This window comes from Aquabacterium sp., from assembly GCF_004297345.1.
Classification (GTDB): Bacteria; Pseudomonadota; Gammaproteobacteria; order Burkholderiales; family Burkholderiaceae_C; genus Aquabacterium.
Map to the genome: position 1 here is coordinate 1 of NZ_SCTN01000492.1, position 7,572 is coordinate 7,572.

Consider the following 7,572-nt stretch of genomic DNA (forward strand, 5'->3'; position numbering starts at 1 on the left):
ATTCCCAACCGCATGTGACAGGTGAGATAAGGCGTTAGGACAGCATCATGGCTACCGTAGGCTCAGCATCCAGAGTTGACGGCATTGACCTTCAGTTGATGGTCAATGCGTCGGCTTTTGCGCGCCCACAAGCCGAGGCCTCGACTGCCCGCACCACCGACGCAGAACCTGAAACCCGCATTTCATCTGCTGGCAAGCTGCGCGGCGCCACCTCAGCCGTGCTGGACGCCGCCGCCCACCTCAACAACAGCCAGACCTGGCAAGCCACCAAGGCCACGTCCGACAACGAGGCGCTGGTCCAGGCCGTGAGCGACAAGGCTGCGCCCGGCAGCTATGCCATCCAGGTCGATGCTGTTGCCACTGCACAGACCACGACATCGTCCAATTTCTCGTCGCTGTCCACCGTGGTGGGCATCGGCACCCTGGACCTGCAACTGGGCACCTGGAACACCTCCACCAGCACCTTTGCCACCAATCCGAACTGGCCCAAGGCCAGCGTCACCTTTGGCCCGAAAGACACCTCGCTGGAACACATCCGCGACAAGATCAACGCAGCCGGCGTAGGCGTGATCGCCATGGTGGTGAGTGATGCCACGGGCTCCAGGCTGGTATTGCGCTCCACCTCGACCGGGGCCTCCAACGGCTTCAAGGCCGAGGCCACGCCAACTGACAAGGGTGACGACCAAACCGCGCAGACGCTGGCAGCCATGGGCTTCAACCCGGCCCAGGTCAGCGGCGGTGAAGCGCTGACGCAAAATGCGCAGGACGCCAAACTCAAGATCGATGGTCGAGATGTGCAATCCGCCCAGAATGTGATTGACGACGCTCCGTCCGGCCTGACCTTGCGGCTCAATGGCCAGGAAAGCGGTTCTGCCACCATCCAGGTGAGCACGGACACGCAAGCCATGGCCAAGGACATCCAGTCCTTCGCGCACGCCTACAACAACATGGTGTCGCAACTGGCGCAAGCGGATCCCACGTCCAGCGACAACAGCGTGCAAGAAGCCAAGGCCATCCAGCAAAGCATGCAGGAGGCTTTCAGCTCACAGACCGGCGGCACACCGTCGGGCGCGCAATTCAATAGCATCGGCATGCACCTGGGCCAGGATGGTCGGCTGTCTGTTGACGATACCCGATTGAACCAGGCACTGGCGCAAGACCCGGGCAAGGTGGAGCAGCTCTTTGACGCACGCGGCGCCAAGGACCCGTCATCGGGTCTGGCAGCCCGTCTGCTGGCGTTGCCCACCGGGCAGGCCGAAACCACAACGCCAAGCGCCACCCAGAGTGCCACCAGCAGTCAACAGACTGATGCGTCATCGGCCGCCGGCACCCTCTACAAACAGCGCCTGCTCGAACAGTACGCGGCCTCGTCCATGCATGAGGACGACAACGCGATGACGGCAAACGAGGCCTGAAAACCGCCTATTTCCTGGGATCAGATCACGCCCGGGAGTTCAAGCTGCGAGGGGTGATGCCGATAAAGCTTTTAACGCTGAATTCAGCATCACCAAAGAGTTCCAGATGTACGCCACTGCCACGGGTTCTTCTGCCAGCATGTTCAGTTCCAAACAAATGAGCAGCGTGTATCGCCAGATTGACATCGAGACCGGTGTCAGCGGCGCGTCGGCTCATCAGCTGATCACCCTGCTCTTCAATGGGGCACTTGACAGCATCGCTCAGGCCAAAGGCGCCATGCAAGCCCGCAACATCGAAGCCAAGTGCGCCGCCGTCTCCAAAAGCGTGCGCATCGTCGATGAAGGCCTCAAGGCTGGACTGGACCTGCGTGCCGGCGGCGAGCTGGCACAGCACCTTAACGACCTGTACGGCTACATCGTCATGCGACTGACCCAAGCCAATCTGCGCAATGACATCACTGCGCTGGATGAGTGCACCAAGTTGCTGAGCCCTATTCGAGACGCGTGGGTGTCCATCGCCCCCGCTGATGCCACTGTTGTCCGCGCAGCCATGGAGGTCCACGCATGAACGCCCCTGAATTGATCACTGCGCCCGACGAAGACCTGATGAACGGGAATCTGTTGAGCTACTACGAAGCCATCGAACACGCCAGCCTGGACATGCTCAACGCCGCCCGTGCGGGTGATTGGGATACCGTGGTCAAGCTGGAAGGCGCCTGCGCCGTGCTGATCGCCCAGCTCAAGCATGCATCCGACGAGTTGCCTTTGGGTCCGGACGAGATCGCACTCAAGAGCCGCATCATGCAGCGCATCCTGGTCAACGATGCCGAGATCCGCAACCTGGCGGAGCCCTGGATCAACGATCTCAGCCGCATGATGGGCAACGCCACAGATCCATCCAAGATGCACTGAGCGCACAAGGATCCTTATGCCTGGTTCACGAGCTGCCACGGCCGAACTGGACGACTACCGGATTACATCCGAAGTCGAAGTGCAGGCCTACCTGCAGCAACTGCTGGATGCACGGGCCCTGGTCACGCTCAGCGGCCCCAACGGCGACAGCTACACCACGCTGATGTGGTCGGCTGACAATGATCGGCACACCCTGTGCTTCAGTGCAGAAGACGGCGACGCGCGCCTGGACGCCCTGCTGGAGTCCGGTGAAATCGTCGCCGTGGCATATCTGGACAGCATCAAGCTCCAGTTCGATCTGGAAGGCGTGGTGCATGTCAAGGGCGGACACCACAGCGCGCTCAATGCCCGCTACCCCCGCGTGTTGTTCCGCTTCCAGCGGCGCTCGGCCTTTCGTGTGCAGCCTCTGGCGGCCAAGAGCCCTGTGGCGCGCTTTCGCCACCCTGCCATGCCCGACATGCAACTGGCCTTGCGCATCCTGGATGTCAGCCTCAGCGGCATCGCACTATTCCTGCCTGACAACGTCCCGATGATCGCGGCGGGCGTCAAGATCGGCCAATGCCACCTGGATCTGGACGATGACACCAGTATGGAAGTCTCGCTGCAGATCCACCACGTCACAGCCATTCACCCCGAATCCAAAGGCACCCGCCTGGGGTGCGAGCTGGTCGGCATGGACTGGAGCGACCGGCGCTTGCAGCACTACATCAACCAGACGCAAAAACGCCGCCTGGCGCTGCTGGCTGATCAGCGTTAAGGAAAGCAGGCAGCCGGGCTGATAGCATCGGCCCATGACTGCGCCTGTTTCTACCCCCTCCTCCCCCTGGGTGATCGCCACCCGCGAAAGCCGCCTGGCCCTGTGGCAGGCCGAGCACGTCCGTGACCTGCTGCAAAGCCGTTTTGGCCGCCAGGTGGACCTGCTGGGCATGACGACCAAGGGCGACCAGATTCTCGACCGCGCCTTGTCCAAAGTGGGCGGCAAGGGCCTGTTCGTGAAGGAGCTCGAAGTCGCGCTGGAAGAAGGCCGCGCCGATCTGGCCGTGCACTCGCTCAAGGATGTGCCCATGGAGATGCCCGACGGCTTCGTCCTGGCGGCCGTGATGGAGCGCGAAGACCCGCGCGACGCCCTGGTCTCGAACAAATATGCGCGCCTGGCCGATCTGCCGCAAGGCGCCGTGGTGGGCACTTCCAGCCTGCGCCGCCTGGTGCAATTGCGCGCCCGCCGCCCGGATCTGCGCATCGAAGCCCTGCGCGGCAACCTCGACACCCGCCTGCGCAAGCTCGATGAAGGCCAGTACGACGCCATCGTGCTGGCAGCCGCCGGCCTCAAACGCCTGGGCCTGGCCGATCGCATCCGCGAGGTGATCGACACGAACGACATGCTGCCCGCAGCCGGCCAGGGCGCGTTGGGTCTGGAAATCCGAGCCAACCACGCCAATCTGGGCCCAGCCCTGCTGCAATTGGCACACGAACCCACCTGGCTGGCCACCCTGGCCGAACGCGCCGTGTCCCGTGCCATGGGCGGCAGTTGCTCCATGCCGTTGGCCGCTTTCGCCGAGTGGCGTGGCAACACCCTGCTGCTGCGCAGCTTGCTGGGCCACCCCGAACAGAGCACGCTGGTGCAGGCCCAGACGGAAGGCCAGCCGCGCACCCACGCCGATGCGGAAGCCATGGGCCAGGCTGTCGCGGCCCAACTCAAGGCCCAGGCCGGCCCGCAATGGCTGGCGGCGCTTTGATCCCCTCGCCAGCACCCTCCTCAAGCGTGCAAGGCCTGCAGGTTCTGGTCACCCGGCCGGAACCGCAAGCCAGCATCTGGGCGGCTGATCTGCAATCCAACGGCTTGGATGCGCACGTTCTGCCCTTGATTGCGATTGGCGGCCCGGCTGATCCCGCACCGGTTGCGCACCTCTGGCAAAACCTGGCCTCACAGCGCCTGCTGATGTTCGTCAGCCCGGCTGCCGTTCACTGGTTTTTCCAGCTTCGCCCACACGGCGCCATCTGGCCCGCAGGCACCCTGGCTGCCAGCCCAGGCCCCGGCACGGCGCACAGCCTGATGCTCGCGGGTGAAGACGCCGGTTTGACGTCTGCACAAATCATCTGCCCGGACGCATCGGCAGAACAATTTGATTCCGAAACCCTGTGGCCGCTGTTGGCACCGCTGGACTGGCAAGGCCAGCAAGTGGCCATCATCAGTGGTGGCGACCAGCAAGAAGCCAAAGGCCGCAACTGGCTGAGCGAGCAATGGCGGGCACGCGGCGCCACCGTTCAATCTGTGCTGACCTACCAGCGCGGCCCCGGCGAGTGGACGCCCTCCCAGCAGGCACTGGCCGCACAAGCGCTGCAGCACCCCGCGCAACACGCCTGGCTGTTCAGCAGCTCCCAGGCCATCGACCATCTGGTCGAGCATCACCTGCCGGCACATGGCCTGCATTGCCAGGACTGGTCTGCCGCACACGCCGTGGTCACGCATCCGAAAATCGCAGAGCGCTGCCAGCAACTGGGCATCCAGCGCATCACCTCGACCCGCCCCACCCTCTCCGCAGTGGTGGAAGCACTACGATCAGCTGAGTAAGCAGGCTTGCGTGCGCTGTCTTCTCAGGCGCAATCCTGGCTCGTCGATACAATGATTTCACTGTGACCGACACCAGCGCCCCCTCCAACCTCCCCACCCCCATCCAGGTCGAGCCCATGCCGCTCGATCCGCAGGGTGATTTCGATGCCCCCGCAGGCTGGGTCCGCTGGGCCGTTGTCATCCTGAGTGTGGCCACCGCCGGTGCCGGCTGGGTGGCCTGGAACACCCAGAAAAAGGTGCAGACGCTGGAGCAGGAGCTGGTTCGCCGCCAGATCGACAGCCAGGGCCAGGCCACCGAAGCCCGCGTACTGGCACGCCAGGCCCAGGAGGCCGCACGCGAAGCCACGGCCCGCTCGACCCTGCTGGAAACCAAGATCACCGAGGTCGCCTTGCAGCGTACCCAGGTTGAAGACCTGATCAAGACGCTGAGCCTGTCGCGCGACGAAAACCTCGTGGCCGACATCGAAGCCGGCCTGCGCGTGGCCAGCCAGCAAGCCACGCTGACTGGCAGCGCCGAGCCCCTGATCACGGCCATGCAATCGGCCGATGACCGCCTGGCACGTGCCCGCCAGCCCCGCTTGGACAACATCCGCCGCGCCCTGGCCAAGGATCTGGACCGCGTCCGCGCCACCCGCGTGGCCGATACCGGTTCGCTGACCATCCGCATCGATGAGGCCGCGCGCCTGGTGGATGAACTCCCCCTGCTGAACCAGCCGGAAGCCACCATGCCGCCCCTGCCCAAGGCAGAGGCCGCGCCAAAACCAGTCTTGACCAGCAAGACCGGCGGCAAGAACAAGATCGCCGCTCAAGCCGCAACGCCCGCTTCTGCACCGGACGATGGCGCCAACGGCTGGGGCAGCCATGTGCTGGACTGGACCAAAGGCGCCGCCCAGACCTTCTGGAACGAAACCCGTGGCCTGATCCGCCTGACACGCATCAACCGCCCCGAAGGCATGCTGATCTCGCCCGATCAAGGCTTCTTCCTGCGCGAAAACATCAAGCTGCGCCTGCTCAATGCCCGCCTGGCCCTGCTGAGCCGCCAGAACGCGGTGGCCCTGGCCGATCTGCAGAACATCCAGGCGACCGTGCCGCGTTACTTCGACCTGCAATCGCGCAAGACGCAACTGCTGCAATCGATGCTGACGGACGTGGCCGCGCAGAGCCAGCAGACCACGGTTCCACGCCCCGACGACACCCTGGCCGCACTGGCCACGGTATCGGGCGGCCGCTGAACCACAGCGAGGACGCCCAAGCATGCGCTCCATCGTCTGGTTCCTGGTGCTGGCTGTGGCCGCCGTGGTCGGTGCCACCGCCCTTGGCGCCAATGACGGCCTGGTCACGATCTACTGGCTGGGCTGGCGTGCCGACATCTCGCTCAACCTCTTCCTGCTGGGATTGGTGCTGATCTTCCTGGCCGTGTACTCGCTGGTGCGCGGCCTGGACAGCCTGCTGGCACTGCCCGAGCGCGCCAAGCGCTGGCGCATCTCGCAACGCGACAAGGTCGCGCAAGCGGCACTGCGTGAAGGCCTGGCGCTGTACATGGCCGGCCGCTACACCCGCGCCCACAAGGCCTGCCAGAAGGCCGTGGCCATCCAGGCCGATACGCCAGAACTCACGCTGGACGCCGAATTCACGGCGCTGGCCCATCTGCTGTCTGCCGGCAGCCTGCACCGCCTGCAAGACCGCAAGCGCCGCGACGAACATCTGCAACGCGCCCTGGATCTGTCGCGCCTGACCCGCAAGCCACGCGCCACCGAAGAAGGCGCACGCCTACTGGCCGCCGAATGCGCCCTGGATGACCGCGACGCACGCCGCGCCCTGCATGACCTGTCCGAACTGCCACCCGGTGTGGCACGCCGCACCCAGGCCTTGCGCCTGAAGCTGCAGGCCACCCGCCTGGCACGCCAACCGGTTGAGGCCCTTAAAACCGCACGCCTGCTGGCCAAGCACCAGGGCTTCACCAGCTCGGCCGCTGAAGGCCTGCTGCGTACCCTGGCTGTGGAGACCCTGGATTCCGCCCGCGATGCCGATCAGCTCCGCGCACTGTGGCAAAACCTCGACACCAACGACCGCAAGGACCCGATGGTGGTTGCGCACGCCGCACGCCGCATGGCCGATCTGGGCGCCCAGATTGAAGCGCGCCAATGGCTCGCGCCTTTGTGGGACAAGATCGGTCAACAAACACCCGAAGCCGTGGATGCCCTGGCCAACGCCCTGGCGCACAGCCTGCTGGGCCTGGAAGCCGAATGGCTGCCCCGCCTGGATGCCACCACACAATCGGCCTTGCGCAACCCTGGGCTGGCCTTGACGCTGGGCCTGGCCCTGTCGGAACGCCAGTTGTGGGGCAAGGCACGCGGCATGCTGCTGTCAGCCGCCAACGATCTGCAACTGGATCTGGAACGCCGCCGCATGGCCTGGGCCAAGCTGGGCCAACTGGCTGAACGCGAGCACCGCAGTGAAGAAGCCGCCCGCTTCTACCGCCTGGCCGCCCTGCCCGAACAACCCTGATTTGCAGCCCTGATCTGACTGTCACAGTCAAAAAGTAGCATGCGTATTTACACATGCTCGTAAACCATGCTATAGTCTCACTTCTCGGCGGCTGTAGCTCAGTTGGATAGAGTACTTGGCTACGAACCAAGGGGTCGTGGGTTCGAATCCTGCCAGCCGCACCAG

Annotated in this window: 8 protein-coding genes and 1 tRNA gene; all 9 read left to right on the top strand. The window is 64.5% G+C overall.

The genetic code is table 11. The features are described from left to right. The first annotated feature begins 47 nt into the window (after positions 1-47). The 9 genes from fliD to EPO09_RS18980 all read left to right on the top strand — a co-directional run bounded on the left by fliD (position 48) and on the right by EPO09_RS18980 (position 7,571). The gene (fliD, locus tag EPO09_RS18940) at positions 48-1,415 is read left to right on the top strand and encodes a flagellar filament capping protein FliD (RefSeq protein WP_290645558.1); all 1,368 of its coding nucleotides are present in this window, start codon (positions 48-50) and stop codon (positions 1,413-1,415) included. Positions 1,416-1,521: 106 nt separating this feature from the next. Next, on the top strand, positions 1,522-1,983 hold the full coding sequence (gene fliS, locus EPO09_RS18945; RefSeq protein ID WP_290645560.1) for a flagellar export chaperone FliS: 462 nt from the start codon (positions 1,522-1,524) through the stop codon (positions 1,981-1,983). A gap of 38 nt (positions 1,984-2,021) precedes the next feature. Beyond that, the gene (locus EPO09_RS18950; RefSeq protein ID WP_290645572.1) at positions 2,022-2,327 is read left to right on the top strand and encodes a flagellar protein FliT; all 306 of its coding nucleotides are present in this window, start codon (positions 2,022-2,024) and stop codon (positions 2,325-2,327) included. A gap of 16 nt (positions 2,328-2,343) precedes the next feature. Next, positions 2,344-3,084 carry a flagellar brake protein gene (locus EPO09_RS18955; RefSeq protein ID WP_290645562.1) on the top strand — a complete coding sequence of 247 codons (741 nt, stop codon included), beginning with the start codon at positions 2,344-2,346 and terminating at the stop codon, positions 3,082-3,084. A 34-nt stretch (positions 3,085-3,118) separates the two neighbouring features. Next, positions 3,119-4,063 (top strand): hydroxymethylbilane synthase, encoded by a 945-nt coding sequence (gene hemC / locus EPO09_RS18960; RefSeq protein WP_290645564.1) that lies wholly within the window; start codon positions 3,119-3,121, stop codon positions 4,061-4,063. Next, positions 4,045-4,899 (top strand): uroporphyrinogen-III synthase, encoded by an 855-nt coding sequence (locus EPO09_RS18965; RefSeq protein ID WP_290645566.1) that lies wholly within the window; start codon positions 4,045-4,047, stop codon positions 4,897-4,899. Before hemC ends, EPO09_RS18965 begins: the two co-directional genes overlap by 19 nt. A 62-nt stretch (positions 4,900-4,961) precedes the next feature. Then, positions 4,962-6,131, top strand: coding sequence for a uroporphyrinogen-III C-methyltransferase (locus EPO09_RS18970; protein ID WP_290645568.1), 1,170 nt, complete (start codon positions 4,962-4,964; stop codon positions 6,129-6,131). A gap of 22 nt (positions 6,132-6,153) precedes the next feature. After that, positions 6,154-7,407, top strand: coding sequence for a heme biosynthesis HemY N-terminal domain-containing protein (locus EPO09_RS18975; RefSeq protein ID WP_290645570.1), 1,254 nt, complete (start codon positions 6,154-6,156; stop codon positions 7,405-7,407). An 87-nt stretch (positions 7,408-7,494) separates the two neighbouring features. Continuing rightward, positions 7,495-7,571 (top strand) — tRNA-Arg (locus tag EPO09_RS18980). Position 7,572: the final 1 nt, after the last annotated feature.

Coding starts and splice junctions, on each gene's coding strand:
- fliD (WP_290645558.1), top strand. CDS start 48: ATGGCTACCGTAGGCTCAGCATCCAGAGTTGACGGCATTGACCTTCAG.
- EPO09_RS18950 (WP_290645572.1), top strand. CDS start 2,022: ATGAACGGGAATCTGTTGAGCTACTACGAAGCCATCGAACACGCCAGC.
- EPO09_RS18965 (WP_290645566.1), top strand. CDS start 4,045: ATGGCTGGCGGCGCTTTGATCCCCTCGCCAGCACCCTCCTCAAGCGTG.
- EPO09_RS18955 (WP_290645562.1), top strand. CDS start 2,344: ATGCCTGGTTCACGAGCTGCCACGGCCGAACTGGACGACTACCGGATT.
- fliS (WP_290645560.1), top strand. CDS start 1,522: ATGTACGCCACTGCCACGGGTTCTTCTGCCAGCATGTTCAGTTCCAAA.
- hemC (WP_290645564.1), top strand. CDS start 3,119: ATGACTGCGCCTGTTTCTACCCCCTCCTCCCCCTGGGTGATCGCCACC.
- EPO09_RS18975 (WP_290645570.1), top strand. CDS start 6,154: ATGCGCTCCATCGTCTGGTTCCTGGTGCTGGCTGTGGCCGCCGTGGTC.